This is a genomic window from Brevundimonas sp. KH_058 (genome assembly GCF_057838505.1).
Genome location: NZ_CM174469.1, coordinates 2086128 through 2102919, shown reverse-complemented (window position 1 = coordinate 2102919; position 16792 = coordinate 2086128). Strand labels below are relative to the sequence as shown.

The window sequence follows — 16792 nt, the reverse complement described above, 5'->3', positions numbered from 1 at the left end:
CGACGAAATGACCGCTTGGGCCCAATCCCTGATCCGCATCTCCAACTACGAGGTCGAGACGCTGCAGAAGCGCCTGGCCGAGATCACCGAACGCCGCGCCAACGCCGAGATCCGCATCGCCGTCCTGGACGCCGAGGCCGAGGGCGAACGCAACCGCGCCCGCATGGACGCCGAGGCCGGCATGATGCTGGGCGCCTATCTGAACGGCTGGAAATCCCGCAAGGCCGCCGCCGAGGGCGACCTGACCGTGCTCGACGCCGAGGAAGCCGGCGCCCGCGACGCCCTGACCGGCGCCTTCGAAGAGCTGAAGAAGTTCGAACACGTCGCCGAGACCACCCGCCTCAGCCAGTTGGTCGCCATCGCCAAACGCGAAACCGCCGCCTTCGACGAACTGGGCCTGCGGAAGCGCGCCGTATAGAGGTCTTCCTTCTCCCCTCGGGGGAGAAGGTGGGCCCGAAGGGCTCGGATGAGGGGGCGCCGACCTCAAGATGAGAGATCAGGGATGACCACACAGCCCCCTCATCCGTCTCGCTCCGCGAGCCACCTTCTCCCCCGAGGGGAGAAGGGCTTCAGCCGCCGCACCCTCCTCGCCGCCCCCATCGCCCTCGCCGCCTGCGACCGCTTCGCCTCGGCCGAGCCTACGCCACCCAACGTCCCGCCGCTGAAATCCATCTCGCCCGCCCCCTTCGGCACGGCGATCAAGGCCAGCCATATCGACGACCCCGACTGGGTCACGCTTGCCCGCGCCAACGTCTCCCAGCTCACGCCCGAGTGGGAGATGAAGATGGAATACATCCTGGCCAACGGCCTGGACCATCCGAACTTCGACCGCACCGACCGCATCGCCGCCTTCGCCCAATCCAACGGCATGGCGATGCACGGCCACACCCTGATCTGGTATTCGCAGGGCAAGGAGGCCTTCGCCGGCCTGGACAATGCCGCCTTCGACCGCGCCTTCGACGGCTATATCGCAACGGTCGCCGGTCGCTATCGCGGCAAGGTCCGCAGCTGGGACGTGGTCAACGAGCCGATCCTGGACGACGGCTCTGCCCTGCGCGACTGCCATTGGAGCGCCCGTTACGGCCAGGACGGCTATATCCTGCGCGCCTTCGAAAAGGCCCGGATTGCCGATCCGCAAGCCCTGCTGTTCCTGAACGAATACAATCAGGAAAGCGTGCCGGCCAAGGGTGTGCAGTTCCTGAAACTTGTCGAACGCCTGCTGAAGGCCGGCTGTCCGCTCCAGGGGCTGGGCCTGCAATCCCACCTGTGGATCGACATTCCCGAAGGCGTCATGGCCGCCTATATGCGCGAGGTCGCCCAGTTCGGCTTGCCGATCCATGTGTCGGAGCTGGACTGCACCCTGCGCACCGAGAACCGGCTGGATCTTCGTAGCCAGGCCGACCGTATCGCGGCCCAAGGGGCGCGCGTCACCGAACTGGCCTCGGCCTTCGCGGCCCTGCCCAGGGCCCAGCAGTTCGCCTTCACCGTCTGGGGCCTGCGCGACACCGACAGCTGGTATCGCCAGGGCGAAAAGGACGACGGCAAGGACAAGCCCCTGCCCTTCGACAGCTTCGGCCGCCCCAACCCGATGGCGGCCGCCATCGCGGCTGGCTTCAAGACCCACGCCTGAACACAGGCGTCTCAGTACGGAAACGCCCGGCCGTCTTGCGACAGCCGGGCGTTTCTTTGCGAGCCGGAGGTGGTGGTCGGCTTACTTCTTGGGCTTGGCGGTCACGGTCGCCGGAGCCTGGACCGAGGTCTGGGCCTGGGCCTGATGACCCCGACGATGCGCGCGCGGCGCACGGGCCGACGGCGCGGGCGTCGTGACCGAGGCGGTCGCGGCCGGACGCGCGGTCATGGCGGTCGAGGGCGCCGGGGTCGTGCCGGCGAAGGCTGCGCCGCTGGTCAGTGCGGCGATGGCGACGGCGGAAACGGCGGCGGTGCGGAAGGTTTTCATGTCGATGTCTTTCGTTTGAAGGTCAAAAAATCAGGAAAGTCGGGGTCCTGCCGGCCGGGGGAAACCGGCAGGACGTCATAGGCGTCGGGCCTACTTCTTCTTGGCGGGGGTCATCGCCCGGTGATGACGGGCGTGGCTGACCTGGCGATGCGAATGCGCACGGGCCGAGGCGGCGGGGCGGGCGTGAGAGCCCGACGACGGGGCCGAAGGCGTGCCGGCGAAGGCGGCGCCGCTGGTCAGGATCACCAGGGCGGCGGCGCCGAAAGCGGCGGTGGAACGGAAGGACTTCATGGCGGGTCTTTCTGTGTGTTTGGCGTCCGGCCTCGTGTCGGACAGTCACTGTTTCGGACCGCCGTCCGGCCGGTTCGGGGCCAGTCGGTGTCGCCGCGTGTCGGGCGCGAAGAGATTTGTGTCCGACTGTATCCGCCGCGCTTTGGCCATGAGACGGGACGACAGATCGCGCTTCAAACTGCTCGCCGAACGCCAATGTCCCAGACCGCCGCCGCCCCTGTCCTTCTGGTCGTCGATGACGACCGCGACATCCGAAACCTGTTGTCCGACCATCTGGAGCAGCACGGGTTTCGCACGGTGAAGGCCGCCGACGGCCGGGCCATGAAGGCGGCGCTGGAGGCGGGGCCGGTCGATCTGGTCGTGCTGGACCTGAACCTGCCGGACGAGGACGGCCTGTCCTTGTGTCGCGGCATCCGAGCCGTCTCGCGCACCCCGGTCATCATCCTGACGGCGCGGGGCGATCCCATCGACCGGATCGTGGGTCTGGAGATGGGCGCCGACGACTATATGGCCAAGCCGTTCGAGCCGCGCGAACTGGTGGCGCGCATCCGCACGGTGCTGCGTCGCACGGGGGGCGAGGCGACGGCGATGGAGGGGCGTCACGCCAACTTCTCGAACTGGTCACTGGACATCGCGGCGCGCGCCCTGACCGCGCCGGACGGGCGGCTGGCCCCGCTTTCGGGGGCCGATTTCGACCTGCTGCACGCCTTGGTCAGGAACGGCGGCAAGCCCCTGTCGCGCGAGCGGATCCGCGCCCTGTCCACCGTCGCCGACGCCGACGACCGCGCGATCGATCTGAGGGTCAGCCGCCTGCGCCAGAAGCTGGGCGACGACGCCAGGGCCCCGGCCCTGATCCGCACGGTGCGCAGCCTGGGCTATATGCTGGTCGGACCCGTCACATGGCGGGTTTAGGGGCGCGCCTGACCCCGCGCCACGGCCGGGCCGAGGCCGAGACCACGCGGCTGTTCCTGCTGCTGCTGATCGGCGCCCTGCTGGCGGCCGGCGTGACCTTCGCGGCCCTGGGTCTCAATCATCGCCATCGCCTGTCCCAGGCCCATGACTTCACCACCGCCGAACGGATCGTGGACCTGGCCGGCTCCAGCGACGATCCCGCCGCCGGCCTGACCGACGGCCTGCCGGATGCGGCCGGTCAGAGGCTGGGCGCGCCCGATCCGTCGCTGACCCATGCGGTGGCCGAGGCGCTGAAGCGGCGGGGCGTCGACGGGGTCTCGGTCAAGGCGTTCGAGGCCTCAGCCGGGGCGTGCGGCGCGGCGGCCGATCGTCTGCGCTGTCGCATCCTGGTGTTGCGTCCGGTCAATGGCGCGCCCGTCCCGGTAGCGATCAGCCTGCCGCCCGCCCCGCGTCCCTGGACGCTCAGCCGCGAGGCCGCCGCCCTGCTGTTCGCCGGGCTCGCCGCCGTTCTGCTGACCGGCTGGGTGGCGTCGCGCCTGGCGGCCGGACCGCTGAACCGTTTGTCCCAAGGCGCCGTCGCCCTCAGCCACGATCTGGACCGCCCGCCCCTGGTCGAGGAAGGCGCGCGCGAGGTGCGCCAGGCCGCCGCCGCCCTGAACGCCATGCAGACCCGGCTGAAGACCATGATCGAGGACCGCACCCGCGTCCTGGCCGCCGTCGCCCACGACCTGCAGACGCCCCTGACCCGGATGCGGCTGCGCGTCGAGAAGATCGAAGACGAGACCCTGCGCACCCAGTTCATCACCGACCTGGCGGGAATGCATCATCTGGTCCGCGAGGGGCTGGATCTGGCGCGGATCGAGACCACGGTCGAGGCCGTGACCCCCGTCGATCTGGACGCCCTGCTGTCCGCCATCTGCGAGGACGCGGCCGAGGCGGGCCAGCCCGTCGCCTTCGTCGGCGGCTGTGGCGCCGTCGTCCCGACCCGCCCCCAGGCCCTGCGCCGCTGCCTGACCAATCTGATCGACAACGCGGTCCGCCACGGCGGCGATGCAGCCGTTAGCGCCGTCCGGGACGGCCGGACCCTCCGCCTGATCGTGCGCGACCACGGCCCCGGCGTGTCGCCGGATCAGTTGGAGCGCCTGTTCGAACCCTTCTATCGCCTTGACCCGTCACGCTCTCGCGACAGCGGCGGCTCGGGCCTGGGCCTGACCATCGCCCGCCGCATGGCCGACCGCGCCGGCGCCCAGCTGACCCTTGCCAATGCCGACGGCGGCGGGCTTGAGGCGACGTTGACGTTCGAGACCTGACAAAAATCCGCCGGGCCTGCATCCAGAACGATCGCTCGACGCCTCTCCCTGAAAGCGTCACCGTGACGCGCTCAGGAGACCGCCCTTGCCCCAGTTCCTTCCCGCCCGTCGTCGCAGCACGGTTCTGCTGGTCGCCTTCAGCGCTTTGGCCCTGACGGTCGGTCCCGTTGCGGCCCAGGATGTCGCGCGCATGGATCAGGTGGTCCGCGCCTCCAGCGAGGCCGACGCCTTTTCCGGCGCCGTCCTGGTCGCGCGCGATGGGCGTATCCTGCTGGATCAGGGCTATGGCCTCGCCAATCGCGAATGGAACATTCCCAACGACGGCGACACCAGGTTCCGTCTCGGCTCGCTGACCAAACAGTTCACCGCCGTCGCGATCATGCTGCTGAACCAGCAGGGCAAGCTGGATCTGGATGCGCCGATCAAGACCTGGCTGCCCGACGCCCCAGCCGCCTGGGACGCCATCACCCCGCGCCATCTGCTCAGCCACACGGCGGGCATCCCCAACTTCACCGCCTTCGACGACTATGAGGCGCTGAAAACCCGACCGGCGACCACGGCCGAACTGATCGCGCGGTTCAGCGACCGACCGCTGGACTTCGCGCCGGGCTCGCGTTTCGCCTATTCCAACTCGGGCTATGTCCTGTTGAGCGCCATCATCGAGGCGGCCAGCGGCCAGACCTATGCCGACTTCGTCACCGCCAATCTGTTCGCCCCGTTGGGCATGGCCGACAGCGGCTATGACCGCCACGACGCCATGCTGGCTCGCCGCGCGTCCGGCTACACGCGAACCGACGCAGGCATCGTCAACGCCGACTATGTGGACATGAGCATTCCGACCGGCGCCGGCGCCCTCTATTCGACCACCCATGACCTGCTGAAATGGGAACAGGGCCTGTTCGGCGGCCGGGTGCTGAACCCCCAGTCGATGACCGCCCTGACCACCCCCGTCCGCAGCGACTACGCCATGGGTCTGCTGGTCACCCAGGCCGACGGCAAAAAGCTGGTCTGGCACAATGGCGCCATCGAGGGCTTCAACACCTATATGGCCTATGATCCGGGCGACCGAACCGCCGTCATCGTCCTGGGCAATCTGAACGGCGATGTGCCGGACAAGCTGGGCGCCGCCCTGGTCACCCTGGCGCGCGGCGGCACCGTCACCCTGCCCAGCGAGCGCCGCGCCGTCGCCCTCTCGCCCGACGCGCTCAAGGCCTACGAGGGCGTCTATAATCTGGCCCCGACTTTCGCCCTGACGATCTCGGTCGTGGACGGCAAGCTGATGGCCCAAGCGACCGGCCAGCCGGCCTTCGCCCTAACGGCGGAGGCCGAGGACGCCTTCTTCCTGACCGCCATCGACGCCCAGATCACCTTCACCCGTAACGCGGCAGGCGCCGTCGAGGGCCTGGTCCTGCATCAGGGCGGCCGCGACATGCCGGCCAAGCGGCAGTGACCGGTCTTGAAATTTCGCCGTTTCAAGGCTAGGTTGAATGCCTGATCTGATGAGGTGAGAACTCCCTCCTCACACACTCCGTCTCAGGACGGCGTAAAGTAGGCGAAAGCCGAAAGAGATGCGGGACCTTGGGAACCCGCCCTCAGATTGGAAAAGAGGCCCTGCCATCGGCGGGGCCTTTTGCTTATGTGGGCAGCCAGTAGCCCTTGGCGACGCGGCCATCCAGATCGCGCTGCGACACCCGATAGGTGCTGGCGACGACATATCGCCCCAGGTCGTCCGGCTTGAGCTTGATCGCCACCAGCAGGATCGCTTTTGCGACGGCGATGCGGCTGACCATGACGAAGCCCTCGCGATCCTTCGGCCCCTGCCCAACCCAATCGGGCGCCTGCAAAATCTGCCCGATATGTTGGATGCAGATCGGATAGTCGGCAGGATGCCGATCTTCAGCGTGTTCCTGAGCCGATGCGGAGAAATGGACGGGACCAGGGCGCAGAGACCAACCCATCGCGTCGTTGACGAGGCTGACCGCCAATGGACCGCAATCGATCGGCTTGTATTTGGCCATCATCCCTTTTGGAGATCGAGATCAGCCGAACATGGCCCCGATAGATATTTCAGGTTGTGGCCGTCGCAGCACTAGACGTCAACCGTCGCGATGCCGGCTCAATCGATGACCTCGACGCCGAAACCCAAAACGCCCGCCGTTTCCGGCGGGCGTTTCAAAATCGGCGGATCGAAGACCGATCAGGCGGCGACGGTGACGACGCTCTCGGACGGGTCGCGCAGCACATAGCCGCGGCCCCAGACGGTTTCGATATAGTGTTTGCCGTCGGCGGCGGTGGCCAGCTTCTTGCGCAGCTTGCAGATGAAGACGTCGATGATCTTAAGCTCGGGCTCGTCCATGCCGCCGTACAGGTGGTTCAGGAACATTTCCTTGGTCAGGGTCGTGCCCTTGCGGAGCGAGAGCAGCTCCAGCATCTGGTATTCCTTGCCCGTCAGGTGGACGCGGTGACCGTTCACCTCGACCGTCTTGGCGTCCAGGTTCACGGCGATCTCGCCGGTGTGGATGATCGCCTGGGCGTGACCCTTGGAGCGACGGACCACGGCGTGGGTGCGCGCGATCAGCTCGTCCTTGTGGAAGGGCTTGGTCATGTAGTCGTCGGCCCCGCCGCCGAAGGTCTTGACCTTGGTCTCGATCTCGTGGCTGCCCGACAGGATCATGACCGGGGTGTTGACCTTGCCGACGCGCAGCTGGCGCAGGACTTCCAGGCCGCTCATGTCCGGCAGGTTCAGGTCAAGAAGAATGAGGTCGTAGTCATAGATCTTGCCCAGATCGATGCCTTCTTCACCCAGGTCCGTCGTATAGACGTTGAAGCCTTCCGACTTCAGCATCAGTTCGATGCTTTGGGCGGTTGCGTGATCGTCTTCAATCAACAGGACGCGCATACGTGCCCCTCCAGGCAAAAGCTTTGCGGTAACCACCCTGACGAACGTCCGGGTAACCTTGTTCGCAAGTTAAGACGTGAAAACCTTAAGAAGGGTTAACGCCATCCGATTGAGACGAATCTAGGGTGATTTGCGAATCGCCGTCGAGGGGTTGGAGGCAACGATTCGAAATTTATTAACCATGTTGGTCCGGGCGCCGTCGCGCGCCCCCTCGCTTCGTCCCCTCCATCCACCGACATCCGACATAGGGTCGTTCGCACAACCTCAAGGCGGGCAAGGCGTCACGTCCGGTTTTGACGTGTAATAGGACTTTATTCCTATATCAAGGTCGGCAGCCCTCTATGCTGCCGTCATCGAAGTGCGAGAGAGGGAGGCGTTTCATGCTGGAGGATTACAGGGTGCCGGTCAGCGAGGAAGACCGGGTCAAGGCGGGGCTGGCCGTCCATCTGGTGGCGGCGCGCACCGGCGCGCAGCCGTCGCAGATGATCGGCGGGGGCCGGATGAACCCGCGCACCGCCCGCCCGCGCTGGCTGGCCATGTATCTGTCGCACGTGGCCTTCGGCTGGACGCTGGAGCGGGTCAGCCACGTCTTCGGCGTCAATCGCGCCAGCGTCGGAACCGCCTGCCGCTGGGTCGAGGACGAACGCGAACGGCGTCCCGTCGATGACCTGCTGAACGAGCTGGAGACCTGTATCCAGGGCCTGTACCAGACCCCGCGCCTGGACCTGGTCCAATGAGCCGGCTGCTGGAACGCGCGCGCGGCCTGATGGCGCGGCCCGGCGCCTGGCTGGGGGCCGACGGCGGGGTCTATGCGCTGAGACTGTCGGCGGATCGTCGCAGCCGCATCAGCCTGACCCTGACGGAGGTCGAGTTCCGCGCCCTGGTTGATCAGCCGGGCCTGCGCGCCCGGCCCGGCGGCGGCTGGACGGCGAGAACGACGGCGGACGAAACCGCGCCCCCTCCCCCCGGCCGGCCCGGTTTCGTCGCGGGCGAACGCGACCTGATCCAGGCCGACGGCCGCATCGTGCGTCACCGCGCCAATCTAGGCGAAAGCCCCATCGCCTGGCTGGCGCGGCGCAAGGACGCCTCGGGCCGTCCCTGGCTGACCCCGGCCGAGGCCGCCGCCGGCGAACGGCTGCGTCGCGAGGCGGAACAGGCGATGAAGGGCCCGTCCCTGACCATGCGCTGGGACGCCCTGCCCCACAGCGGGTCGGGAACCTCCGCCCGGATGGAGCCGACCGACCGCGCCCTGTCGGCCGCGCGCCGGGTCGAGGGCGCGCTCGCCGCCGTCGGCCCGCGCCTGCGCCCCATCCTGACCCGCATCTGCATCCACGGCGACAGCCTGCAACTGGCCGAAACCGGCCTGGGCCTTCGCCGCCGCCAGGGCAAGACGGTGCTGAAACAGGCGCTGCAGGCCTTGGCGGACCACTATGGGATCGGATGATTTGAAACAAAGTGCACAGATTGCACCCCAAAAAATCGGCGCTCGAACACAGCGAGGATTTCCGAAACGGGGCGGCTATGGCATCGCCTTCAGGTTGTCCTGCCCCACCAGAGATCTCCCCATGTCCCGTCCCCTGGCCTGCGCCCTGTCCACCCTGATGCTGGCGACCGCGCTGCCGGCGGCGGCCCAGACGCCCTCTGCGCTCAGAGACATGGTCGGCGCCCGAGCGGGCCAGGCCGAGGGCGAGCTGAACCGTCGCGGCTATCAGGCCACGGATCGGTCCGAGGTCGTCGGCGACGGCCGCATGACCTATTGGCGCAATGGGAACGACTGCGTGTCCATCATGACGCGTGACGGCCGCTACGCCTCGATCAACCAGGCGGGCCGCAGCGAGTGCGGATCGGGCGGATCGGATCGGTCGAACGCCACGGCGATCGCGGCGGGGGTCGCCATCGTCGGCCTCGCCGCCGCCATCGCCGCCCACAACAGCCGCCACCGCGACGCCGACGGCGACCACGACCGGGAATATCAGCGCGGTTACGAGGCCGCCCTGCACGGCGCCGACTACGATGCCAACCACGAGACCGAGGGCTATCACGAAGGCTTCCTGGCCGGCGAGGACGAGGGTCAGAACCGCCGCCACGCCAACAGCGGCTGGATGCAGAACGCCCCCTACGCCGCGCGTCAGGCCTGTTCGCGTCGCGCCGACGAGTTCCAGAACCGCCCCTATGGCTCCAGCGTGCCCATCGGCGTGCGCGACCTGGGGCGCGGCGATTTCGAACTGACGATGGCGACGGGCTCGTATCGCTCGCGCTGCACCGTCTCGGCCTCGGGCGACGTGCGTTCGATGGATCCGTTCTGAGGCTTCAGATCAGGGCGATCGGCACCAGGATCGCCAACAGATAGATCACCGCCCGCACAGCCGCCCAGATCGCGATGCCCGCGCCCTGGGCCGTCGAGACATTCAGTCGCCGCGCGAACCAGTGCGCCTGGACGAACAGGAACCATCCGGCGCCGCCGATCATGATGGCGGCGCCGACGGCGTTGGGCAGGTCTGGCCGCCCGAAGATGTCGCCGCCCACCGACACGAAGGCCGCGCAGACGGCCGCCAGATAGCATTGGGCATAGAAGGGCGCGCGCAGGGTCTCGCGGCTGATCCGTTTCTTCTGATGACGCAGCAGGGTCACGGCCGCGACCAGGGGGATCAGGCTGAAGGCCAGGGAGCGGAACAGAACCAGGTTCTGTTGCGAGGCGAGCAGGATGTGGGTCGTCTCCGACGTCTCTTGCGGCGGCGGCACGTGCAGGGCCAAGGATATCAGATTGGCCAGGACGATGGTGGCCAGCAGGAACAGCGGCGGGCTCAGCGCGTCGTCGTAACGATGCTCTTCGCTGTCGCCCTGTTCGCGGTCCGAATAGTCCATCGCCGCCAGCGGCCCACGCAGGATCCGCCACAGGGTAAGGGGATAGAAGACCAGCCAGCTGACGGCCTCGAAGAGAAACTCCTCGAAACTGCGCAGGATCTTCAGCAGGTCCATTTCGCGTCCCTCGTCCACACCCCGCGATGGTGGGTCGTCGGGCCGCCGCTGGCAAGGCCGTTAAGCCAGCGCCGCCTCGCGGATGCGACCGACCATGCTGTTCAACCCATTGGCGCGCTGGCGCGTCAGCGCCGACGGCAGGCCCAGCCGGTCCAGCGCGGCGCGGGCGTCGAAGGCCAGGATCTCGGCGGCGGTGCGGCCGGAATAGAGTTTCAGCAGCAGGGCGATATTGCCCTTCGACAGGGCGCTGTCGCTATCCGCGGCGAACCAAAGCCGTCCGTCCGCCGGCGTCGTCGCCAGCCAGACCTGGGCCGCACAGCCCGGCACCTTGTTGGCTTCGAGGCGGTCGGCGTCATCCAGCGGGGCCAGCCCCTTGCCCAGTTCGATCACATATTCGATCCGCTGCTCCCAATCGCCCAGCAGGTCGAAATCCTCGGCCAGTTCGGCCAGGGTCTGGTCAATCGTCTCGGTCGGAGGGGTGCGCGCGCTCATGGTCCGCCAGATAGGCCGCCGGGCCGTTAACGACAACCGGCCGTTTTGTCCCCCGATATTCATGGTGAACGCCGCGATGGGGTTCGCCTTACGGGGGAGCGGCCTCGCTCCGACTCAAGGCGAGGACTAGTCTGGACGCAGACAGAACAACGGCCTGCCGCTTGAAATCCGACGCCCACACCAGATTACAGGACGACCGACGCCCCCACGAGCAAAGTGGCGCGCCGCTTGTCGCCCTGTGGCACGCGATCTGGGCCGTGGCGATAAGCCTGACGGCCCTGGCGGCCCAGATGCTGGACGGGCTGAAGGACGCGCCGCTGGCCGCCCTTTTGATCATGGCCTTCCCCGGCATCTTCGGCGTTGTGCTGATGGTGCGCGACACTGCGGGCCTGCGGTTTGCGACCATGGCCGGCTGGCTGCTGGCCGCCACGGCGTCGGCGGGGCTGACGGGCGGCGCGACCGGGGCCTTGCCGGGACTGATCCTCATGCCTCTGGCCGCCGGGATCGCCCTCGATCATGGCCGCACCGGCGAAGACCGGCTCACGCGGCTGGGCGCCTTCGCCGTCGGCCTGCCGCTGCTGTCGGGCCTGGTCTCGACCTGGCTGAACGGGCCGGAGGCGCAAGCCCCGCTGCTGGCCGCCGTCTCGGGCCTGCTGGCGATGGGCGCCATCATCGCCGCCATGCGCCTGACCTGGAGCGAGCGCCAAGGTCGTCTCGCCGACGCCGAGGACGAGGCCGCCCGCATCGCCGCCCTGCTGGAAGATCAGCCGGCCCTGACCCTGCTGCTCGATCCGTCCGGCCGCGCCGTGGCGACCTGGGGAAATCCCCCGCCCGCCCTGTCGGTGCTGGCGCTCAGCGAGCAGGGCCTGATCTCGGCCGTCCATGCGCCCGACCGCCCGGCCGTGTCCGCCGCCCTGGCCCGCGCCCTGTCGGGGCAACAGGTCGAGGTCCAGTTCACCCCCCGCATCGCCCTGGACCGGCGCGTGGTCATGATCCTGGGGCCGTTCCAGCACGATGCGGATCACCCCCGCCTGATCGCCCAGGCCTTCGACGGCACGGCCCAGTTCGCCCGCGAACTCGGCCTGGAGACCGCCCGCGTCGAGGCCGAGGCCCAGTCCGCCGGCAAGACCCGCTTCCTGGCCAACATGAGCCACGAGCTGCGCACCCCTCTGAACGCCGTCATCGGCTTTGCGGACATCATGCGCCAGAAGCTGTTCGGCCCCCTGCCCGAACGCTACGCCGGATACGCCGACGCCATCCACCAGGCGGGCGGCCACCTGCTGGACCTGATCAACGACGTGCTGGACCTGTCCAAGATCGAGGCCGAACGCTACCAGCTGGTCATGGAGGCGTTCGACGCCCGCGACGCCGTGTCCGCCGCCGTCGCCCTGGTCCGGCTTCAGGCCGACGACAAGGGGGTGGATCTGGCCGCCGTCCTTCCGTCCGAGCCGGTGAAGGTGCGCGCCGACGCCCGCGCCCTGAAGCAGATGGCGCTGAACCTGCTGTCCAATGCGGTCAAGTTCACCCCCGCCGGCGGCTCGGTCACCATCACCCTGGACGCGGACGGCCCGGACCTGGATCTGGCCGTGTCCGACACCGGCGTCGGCATCGCGCCGCAAGACCTCAAACGCCTGGGCCGCCCCTTCGAACAGGCCGGTGGCGCCGACCAGAAGGCCCAGGGCACCGGCCTGGGCCTGTCCCTGGTCCGCAGCCTCACCGAACTGCACGGCGGCCGCATGACCATCGACAGCACCCTGGGCGAAGGCGCGGCGGTGATGATCCGGTTGCCGGTGATGGTGGTGGAAGTAGAAGCTGTCGAACCCGCGCCGGTCACGGTCGAGGCTTGATATGATCGGCAGGGTGGCCCGCTAAAGGGGGAAGCGGTCGTTGACCCCATCCATGATCTATCAGATCATAGAACATGGTTCGACTTTCGCCCCTGCTCGCGTTGCTGTGCATCGGTTGCGTGGCCGATCAGCCCGAAAGCTTGCAGACGGTGGCCGCCTTCGAAGTTCCGCTACCGACAGCAGCCGACAAGTCCGACTTCCTGGCGTTAATGCGCAAGGAAGCCGAAGAGCGGGGCTACCACCTTGATGCTGCATCAGACGACCAACTGAGAGCCTTGTCGCGTGTGTCACCGCTGACCCTTAACGCCTCGATCTCGCGCGGAAACGACGAAGAAAACATGGTCTCTGCAATGGACGGAGCCGACCATATCGGGCGCGTTTGGATCACCTTTTCGAAGGGTGAGAATCGTCAACGGTCGGCAGAGCTTCAAACCTCATTGATCCCAAAGATACGACAGCGCTGGCCCGATACGGCTGCGCTACCGATCATGCCTAGCGGAGCCGTACCGCTGGCCAGAGATCTCGTCCGAACGCCGATCGGATACGAAGTGAAGGCTTCGGAAGCGTCAAAATATCAAGCTGAACGGCAGCGGTGATCGGACCGCGACGGGAGAAAAACCGACCGTTCTAAACCTACCCCATCGCCAGAAAGCCCAACCCGCCGCGAAGTCGTCGGCCTCGAAGATGGATCGGGCGATGCTGGCGATCCCCTTTCATATCGTCTGCACTTGACATAATTCGACAATTAGCTAATTGTCTTATCATGAGTCAGGTTTTCAAGGCGCTCTCCGATCCGACCCGGCGACGGGTCCTTCAGCTTCTGCGCAAGGGGCCGATGAGCGCGGGAGAGTTGAGCGATGAGTTCGACGTGTCCAAGCCGACCATGTCGGCCCACTTCGCCGTGCTGAAGGAGGCCGATCTTGTGCATGCCGAGAAGGCCGGGAAATCGGTCATCTACCATCTGAAACTCTCGGTCCTCGAAGAGGCGCTGATGGGTTTCGTCCATTCGTTCGAACGGAGCGCCGAGGCGCCCCATCCCAAGGAGGGGATTTCGCGATGAGAAAAGAACTGATCGAAAGCGTGGCCTGGGCCGGTGGCATCATCGCCCTGTCGCTGGCCGCCACCTTCGCCCTGAAACAGGGATACATCGACGGCGACGCCGCCAGCCGCATCACCCTATGCGCCACCGGCCTGATGGTCGCCTGGTATGGCAATCGCCTGCCCAAGACCCTGGCGCCCAGCGTCTATGTCCAACGCGTGAACCGGGTCGCGGGCTGGTCCATGGCTTTGAGCGGGCTGATCTATGCAGGCCTGTGGGCCTTGGCGCCCTTCTCGGTCGCCTTGGTCGGCGGATGCGGCGCGATCCTGGTCGGCATCGCCGTCACGGTCTGTTACTGCATGTCGTTGAGGGCCAGGGCGAAAGCCGCCTAAACCTGCCCCATCGCCAGGAACGCCCGGCCCGCCGCGAAATCCCCGGCCTCGAAAGTGGAGCGGGCGATGCTGCCGTCGCGGAAAAGGAATTCGACGGTGAAGACCTCGCGCGGGTCCAGCGCCGCCAGCGTATCGGCGGCGGCGGCGGGGAACAGCCAGGCCTGACCGGCCGGGCGGCCTTCGGCCAGCAGCATCGTATCGGCGCTGGTCACGCCGGCGGCCCAGAAGGCGCGGCGTTGCGAGACCGGCGGCAGTTCGTGCGCCAGCCACGGACGCGGCGCCACCGTATGGTCGCGCATCACCACTCGCACCCCGGTCGGACGCGAGCGCCCCTGCCAGGACACCACGGCCGCCAGCTGGTCGGGACGATCCATGCCGCCCACCACCCCGAACCGCACGGGCGAAGCGCCGGTCACGGTCGCCTGCATCAGCCGCCAGGTCGGGCGGGCGTATGCGGCGCGGTCCGCGCTCCAGCCCCTGCGCTCGCCGGGAAACTCCATCCGCGCCGTGCGCGACCAGCCGGAAAAGGCGGTCTGGACCCGGCCGCTGACCATCTTCAGATCGGCCGATCCGCACGGCGTCGTGCCCGCCCGCGCCCGCGCCCGCTGCGCCGTCTCGGCCAGCTGCCGGTCGTTGGCGCCCGCACGCAGGGCCGCGCCCCGCGCCTGATAGGCGGCGGCGGTCAGGGCGGCGGTCAGTTGCGGCTCGAACAGGCCGCAGCGGTCGTTGGCGGCCAGCACGAAGCTGCGCTCATAAAAGCGATCCTGCGGCGCGGCGAACGCCACGACGGGGGTCGCGGTGATCAGCACGGCCGAGATCAGGGCCGAGATCAGGGCTTGGGTCCGCCGGGGTGAAAGGCCTATCCTCATGCCTCGACCCTAGCGGCTCAGCGTTGGGGTTCCGTGTTCGAGCAGGGTTAGCGAATTGCTTCTTTCCAGCGACCTGTGGGTCAGCGCCCTGATCCGCCGCGCCCAGATCGAGGGCGCCTATGCGACCGTGGTCGCCAAGGGCGACGCCCGCGCCGGCTCGGTCATCGTCAAGGCCTATGACACCTCCACCCGCACCGCCCGCCTCTACACCGAGGCCTTCGGAACCGACGGCGACCGCCTGTGGATCCAACCGGTGACAAGCGACAGCGAAAGCGAACTGGACGCCTATATCGCCCGGCAGCGGGGGTATGATCCGGATCTGTGGGTCGTCGAGATCGAGGACCGGCAGGGGCGACATTTCATCACGGAGAAGGTGCAGAACTGATCCCAAATCCGCTCATCCCGGCGAAAGCCGCGACCCAGCACTTTGGGCGAAAGCTGCATCGGATCGAAGACCAGCGGTCATCCAGCGCACCAGCGATGCGAAAGAACTGGGTCCCGGCTTTCGCCGGGATGAGCGGGATTATTTACCTCGCCCATCGAACTCGGCCCGCGCCGTCTCGATGCGGTCGATGTTCTTCTCGGCCCAGGTCCAGACGCCGCAGAAGGCTTCGGCCAGGGTCAGGCCCAGGTCGGACAGGCGGTATTCGACCTTGGGCGGGATGACCGGATGGACGGTGCGGATCACCAGGCCGTCGCGCTCCATCTGACGCAGGGTCTGGGTCAGCATCTTCTGGCTTACGCCCCCGACCAGCTGTCCAAGACGGGTGAAGCGCTGCTCGCCGTGTTCGGCCAGAACCTCCAGGATCAGCATGGTCCACTTGTCCGCCACCCGGCCGATCACGTCGTTGACCAGGGCCTCGACGCGGGGGTCGGCGTATTCGCCGGTCTCTGGGTGGGCGATTCTTGGGGGCGGAGTGGCCGTCATGTCCAAATCTTTCGCTTGGGTAAGTATGGCGACTTTCGGTGCCTACTTTCCAATGGAGAGCATCAGCCATACCTCGTCTGTCGCAACGACGCACCCCCGTCAGGAGAGACACCCATGAACATCACCGGCAACACCATCCTGATCACCGGCGGCGGCTCCGGCATCGGCCGCGCCCTGGCCGAGGCCCTGCACGCACGCGGAAACCAGGTCGTCATCACCGGCCGCCGCGAGAGCGCGCTGAAGGCGGTGGTCGAGGCCAATCCGGGCATGGCGTGGGCCGCGCTGGACGTCGCCGACCCGGCCGCGATCCGCGCCTTCGCCGCCCAGGTCGTGAGCGATCACCCCGCCCTGAACGTGGTGATCAACAACGCCGGCATCATGCAGGCCGAGGACCTGAAGGCCGAGCCGTTCGACCTGGACGTGGTGGACGCGACCGTCACGACCAACCTGCTGGGCCCCATCCGCCTGACGGCGGCGCTGCTGCCGCATCTGCGGGCGCAGGCGGCGTCCACGGTGATCACCGTGACCTCGGGCCTGGCTTTCATTCCGCTGGCGGCGACCCCGACCTATAATGCGACCAAGGCGGCGATCCATTCCTGGACCCAGTCGCTGCGGCATCAGCTGTCCGACACATCGGTCGAGGTGCTGGAACTGGCCCCGCCCGCCGTGGCCACCGACCTGATGCCTGGCCATGCGGAGAACCCCAACTCCATGCCGCTGGCCGATTATACGGCCGAGGTGATCGGCCTGATCGAACGCGGCGAGACCCCGCGCGGCGAAGTTCTGGTCGAACGGGTCAAGCCGCTGCGGTTCGCGGAGGCGAACGGCTATGAGGCGGTGTTCGAGCGTCTGAACGGCGCGCACTGAGGCTACACAG

At 67.5% G+C, this 16792-nt stretch carries 22 protein-coding genes; 14 read left to right on the top strand and 8 right to left on the bottom strand.

The window, feature by feature from the left end; all coding sequences use genetic code 11:
- The first annotated feature begins 7 nt into the window (after positions 1-7).
- Together AC3ISA_RS10145 and AC3ISA_RS10140 are read left to right on the top strand one after the other, a co-directional pair.
- Positions 8-418 carry a flagellar export protein FliJ gene (locus AC3ISA_RS10145; RefSeq protein ID WP_159846005.1) on the top strand — a complete coding sequence of 137 codons (411 nt, stop codon included), beginning with the start codon at positions 8-10 and terminating at the stop codon, positions 416-418.
- An 84-nt stretch (positions 419-502) separates the two neighbouring features.
- A complete protein-coding gene (locus tag AC3ISA_RS10140; protein WP_489177792.1) occupies positions 503-1630 on the top strand; it encodes an endo-1,4-beta-xylanase in 1128 nt (375 codons plus the stop codon).
- A gap of 81 nt (positions 1631-1711) precedes the next feature.
- Here the strand turns inward: AC3ISA_RS10140 and AC3ISA_RS10135 are convergent, their stop codons facing one another.
- Both AC3ISA_RS10135 and AC3ISA_RS10130 read right to left on the bottom strand, forming a co-directional pair.
- Positions 1712-1957 (bottom strand): hypothetical protein, encoded by a 246-nt coding sequence (locus AC3ISA_RS10135; protein WP_489177791.1) that lies wholly within the window; start codon positions 1955-1957, stop codon positions 1712-1714.
- Between the two features lie 90 nt (positions 1958-2047).
- Positions 2048-2248: a hypothetical protein gene (locus AC3ISA_RS10130; RefSeq protein WP_372692526.1), complete on the bottom strand. Its 201-nt coding sequence runs from the start codon at positions 2246-2248 to the stop codon at positions 2048-2050.
- Positions 2249-2443: 195 nt separating this feature from the next.
- On the opposite strand from AC3ISA_RS10130, the gene AC3ISA_RS10125 reads away from it, so the two are divergent.
- The 3 genes from AC3ISA_RS10125 to AC3ISA_RS10115 all read left to right on the top strand — a co-directional run bounded on the left by AC3ISA_RS10125 (position 2444) and on the right by AC3ISA_RS10115 (position 5920).
- Complete coding sequence (locus AC3ISA_RS10125) at positions 2444-3160, top strand: response regulator (RefSeq protein WP_489177790.1); 717 nt, start codon at positions 2444-2446, stop codon at positions 3158-3160.
- Positions 3148-4470, top strand: coding sequence for an ATP-binding protein (locus AC3ISA_RS10120; protein ID WP_489177789.1), 1323 nt, complete (start codon positions 3148-3150; stop codon positions 4468-4470). The genes AC3ISA_RS10125 and AC3ISA_RS10120 overlap by 13 nt, the downstream gene beginning before the upstream one ends.
- 85 nt (positions 4471-4555) lie before the next feature.
- Positions 4556-5920 carry a serine hydrolase gene (locus AC3ISA_RS10115; protein WP_489177788.1) on the top strand — a complete coding sequence of 455 codons (1365 nt, stop codon included), beginning with the start codon at positions 4556-4558 and terminating at the stop codon, positions 5918-5920.
- A gap of 184 nt (positions 5921-6104) precedes the next feature.
- Here the strand turns inward: AC3ISA_RS10115 and AC3ISA_RS10110 are convergent, their stop codons facing one another.
- Together AC3ISA_RS10110 and ctrA are read right to left on the bottom strand one after the other, a co-directional pair.
- Positions 6105-6488 carry a hypothetical protein gene (locus AC3ISA_RS10110; RefSeq protein WP_489177787.1) on the bottom strand — a complete coding sequence of 128 codons (384 nt, stop codon included), beginning with the start codon at positions 6486-6488 and terminating at the stop codon, positions 6105-6107.
- 179 nt (positions 6489-6667) lie between these two features.
- On the bottom strand, positions 6668-7369 hold the full coding sequence (gene ctrA, locus AC3ISA_RS10105) for a response regulator transcription factor CtrA (RefSeq protein WP_135193504.1): 702 nt from the start codon (positions 7367-7369) through the stop codon (positions 6668-6670).
- A gap of 380 nt (positions 7370-7749) precedes the next feature.
- Here ctrA and AC3ISA_RS10100 point away from each other — a divergent pair, with 380 nt between their 5' ends.
- The 3 genes from AC3ISA_RS10100 to AC3ISA_RS10090 all read left to right on the top strand — a co-directional run bounded on the left by AC3ISA_RS10100 (position 7750) and on the right by AC3ISA_RS10090 (position 9675).
- Complete coding sequence (locus tag AC3ISA_RS10100) at positions 7750-8106, top strand: chromosomal replication initiator DnaA (RefSeq protein WP_489177786.1); 357 nt, start codon at positions 7750-7752, stop codon at positions 8104-8106.
- Positions 8103-8813: a DUF6456 domain-containing protein gene (locus tag AC3ISA_RS10095; protein WP_489177785.1), complete on the top strand. Its 711-nt coding sequence runs from the start codon at positions 8103-8105 to the stop codon at positions 8811-8813. The genes AC3ISA_RS10100 and AC3ISA_RS10095 overlap by 4 nt, the downstream gene beginning before the upstream one ends.
- Before the next feature lie 121 nt (positions 8814-8934).
- On the top strand, positions 8935-9675 hold the full coding sequence (locus tag AC3ISA_RS10090) for a hypothetical protein (RefSeq protein WP_372692534.1): 741 nt from the start codon (positions 8935-8937) through the stop codon (positions 9673-9675).
- Between the two features lie 4 nt (positions 9676-9679).
- Here AC3ISA_RS10090 and AC3ISA_RS10085 read toward each other — a convergent pair whose 3' ends face one another.
- Both AC3ISA_RS10085 and AC3ISA_RS10080 read right to left on the bottom strand, forming a co-directional pair.
- The gene (locus AC3ISA_RS10085) at positions 9680-10348 is read right to left on the bottom strand and encodes a hypothetical protein (RefSeq protein WP_489177784.1); all 669 of its coding nucleotides are present in this window, start codon (positions 10346-10348) and stop codon (positions 9680-9682) included.
- 60 nt (positions 10349-10408) lie between these two features.
- Positions 10409-10840, bottom strand: a complete 432-nt coding sequence (locus AC3ISA_RS10080; RefSeq protein WP_489177783.1) for a SufE family protein — start codon at positions 10838-10840, stop codon at positions 10409-10411.
- Between the two features lie 161 nt (positions 10841-11001).
- On the opposite strand from AC3ISA_RS10080, the gene AC3ISA_RS10075 reads away from it, so the two are divergent.
- The 4 genes from AC3ISA_RS10075 (at position 11002) to AC3ISA_RS10060 (ending at position 14118) form a co-directional block, all read left to right on the top strand.
- Positions 11002-12687 (top strand): sensor histidine kinase, encoded by a 1686-nt coding sequence (locus tag AC3ISA_RS10075; RefSeq protein WP_489177782.1) that lies wholly within the window; start codon positions 11002-11004, stop codon positions 12685-12687.
- A gap of 74 nt (positions 12688-12761) precedes the next feature.
- The gene (locus AC3ISA_RS10070; protein ID WP_489177781.1) at positions 12762-13283 is read left to right on the top strand and encodes a hypothetical protein; all 522 of its coding nucleotides are present in this window, start codon (positions 12762-12764) and stop codon (positions 13281-13283) included.
- Positions 13284-13450: 167 nt separating this feature from the next.
- On the top strand, positions 13451-13747 hold the full coding sequence (locus AC3ISA_RS10065; RefSeq protein ID WP_489177780.1) for an autorepressor SdpR family transcription factor: 297 nt from the start codon (positions 13451-13453) through the stop codon (positions 13745-13747).
- Positions 13744-14118, top strand: coding sequence for an ammonium transporter (locus tag AC3ISA_RS10060; RefSeq protein ID WP_489177779.1), 375 nt, complete (start codon positions 13744-13746; stop codon positions 14116-14118). The genes AC3ISA_RS10065 and AC3ISA_RS10060 overlap by 4 nt, the downstream gene beginning before the upstream one ends.
- On the opposite strand, the gene AC3ISA_RS10055 is transcribed toward AC3ISA_RS10060, so the two are convergent.
- Positions 14115-14987 carry a hypothetical protein gene (locus AC3ISA_RS10055; protein WP_489177778.1) on the bottom strand — a complete coding sequence of 291 codons (873 nt, stop codon included), beginning with the start codon at positions 14985-14987 and terminating at the stop codon, positions 14115-14117. The genes AC3ISA_RS10060 and AC3ISA_RS10055 overlap by 4 nt on opposite strands.
- Positions 14988-15042: 55 nt before the next feature.
- Here AC3ISA_RS10055 and AC3ISA_RS10050 point away from each other — a divergent pair, with 55 nt between their 5' ends.
- Entirely contained in the window at positions 15043-15372 is a 330-nt protein-coding gene (locus AC3ISA_RS10050) for a DUF1491 family protein (protein ID WP_489177777.1), read from the top strand.
- A gap of 138 nt (positions 15373-15510) precedes the next feature.
- On the opposite strand, the gene AC3ISA_RS10045 is transcribed toward AC3ISA_RS10050, so the two are convergent.
- Positions 15511-15915, bottom strand: coding sequence for a winged helix-turn-helix transcriptional regulator (locus AC3ISA_RS10045; protein WP_489177776.1), 405 nt, complete (start codon positions 15913-15915; stop codon positions 15511-15513).
- Between the two features lie 114 nt (positions 15916-16029).
- Between AC3ISA_RS10045 and AC3ISA_RS10040 the strand changes: the two genes are divergently transcribed.
- Entirely contained in the window at positions 16030-16782 is a 753-nt protein-coding gene (locus AC3ISA_RS10040; protein ID WP_489177775.1) for an SDR family oxidoreductase, read from the top strand.
- Positions 16783-16792: the final 10 nt, after the last annotated feature.